2 protein-coding genes and 1 pseudogene are annotated in these 1,478 nt (G+C 50.3%); all 3 read right to left on the reverse strand.

The features are described 5' to 3' along the window. On the reverse strand, positions 1–309 hold a 309-nt coding region (locus PX481_RS05305; RefSeq protein WP_288093906.1), incomplete at its 3' end, for a site-2 protease family protein. A 189-nt stretch (positions 310–498) separates the two neighbouring features. Beyond that, on the reverse strand, positions 499–1,131 hold the full coding sequence (locus PX481_RS05310) for a double zinc ribbon and FHA domain-containing protein (RefSeq protein ID WP_288093904.1): 633 nt from the start codon (positions 1,129–1,131) through the stop codon (positions 499–501). Between the two features lie 223 nt (positions 1,132–1,354). Beyond that, positions 1,355–1,478 (reverse strand): annotated as a pseudogene (locus tag PX481_RS05315) (6-phosphogluconolactonase); the annotation flags it as partial.

The raw sequence follows: 1,478 nt of genomic DNA on the forward strand, positions 1-1,478 counted from the left end.
AGGAGTCCGAGATTCTCGATCGATCGAGGCCATACCTCCAAAGAGAAACAGGGTAATGGAATTGACCTCGATGCCTTGGCAACGAGCCATTAAACTATGACCTAATTCGTGGAGTAAAACCGAGATAAACAGCAATAAAGCCATGATTAAACCAAGTAACCACGCTAAAACAGAACTCTGGGCCGCCAGAGACTGAATTTCTGCATCAGTGGCATTGATCAAGGTGACAAAAGCCAGAATCAAAAACCACGAGGAATCAATATAGAGAGGAATGCCCAATAAAGAGCCGATTCGCCAATTTGTACGCATAATTTTCAGTGGGGAAATGGGGAAGTGGGGAAGTGGGGAAGTGGGGAAGTGGGGAAGTGGGGAAGTGGGGGAATGGGGGAATAGGGGAATGGGGGAATAGGGGAATGGGGAAGTGGGGGAATTCAACTAAAACCCTAAAACCCTAAAACCCTAAAACCCTAACCCCTAACACCTAACACCTGTCCCCTTTTAGGACATTTGGAAAATAAAAGTCATTTTGTCCCCTTTACCGAGGGAAATGCGATCGCCTGCCCGAAGACGATGACGATTGCCGGGGGGTAGGGGAGTGTGATTAACGTAGGTTCCGTTAGCGCTGCCGCTGTCTTCGAGGTAATAGAGGCCCGCTTCGACGCGGATATCGCCATGAACCCGGGAGACGATATCAGAATCGGGAAAACCGGAAACATCGATATCGGGGGGAATGCGATCGTTAGGTTTGCCGATATGAATTACCGATAGATGTAGGGGTAATTCAATTTTGCTATCGGTTTGCAGGTGCTGCAAACTAGCTATTTCCGTCTGTAAGCGGGTGGCAGCCCGAACCGGTGGAGGGGCAACAGGAGGAGGTGCGATCGAGGCGACGGTGGGTGTAGGGACTGGTGGGACGGGTTCAGGTTCCGATTCCGATTCGGCCTCGGCTGCCACCATGGGAACGGAATTAGGCTGTAAATTGTAGCCACACTGACCGCAAAAGGTGGCATCAGTTTGGATGGTTGCCCCACAATTAGGACAGGAAGACATCCGCGGCAAGGGAGTGTAACAGGCCTCGCATTGACTGGCCTCATCGGGGTTAGTATGTTCGCAATTGGGACAAACGATCATTTTTAAGTAAAAAGTAAAAAGTAAAAAGTAAAAAAGCAGATTAGGGGTTAGGTTTTAGGGTGTTGGGGTGTTGGGGTTTTAGGGTGTTGGGGTGTTGGGGTTTTAGGGTGTTGGGGTGGTCACTGCGTGCGCGTTGCGGGGGGTGTTAGGGTTTTGGGGTGTTGGGGTTTTAGTTGAAATTCCCCCATTCCCCCATTCCCCCATTCCCCTATTCCCCTATTCTCTAGACAAAAGAGGAACCAGCGGCCGCATCGAGTAACCAATATAATTCCCCGGCCGGGGGGTGGATGAGACGAGAAGGATAGGAGAAAGAGTCACCATAGGCAGAGAAAATCTCATGTAGAGCG

The organism is Microcystis sp. M53603_WE2 (assembly GCF_030065435.1).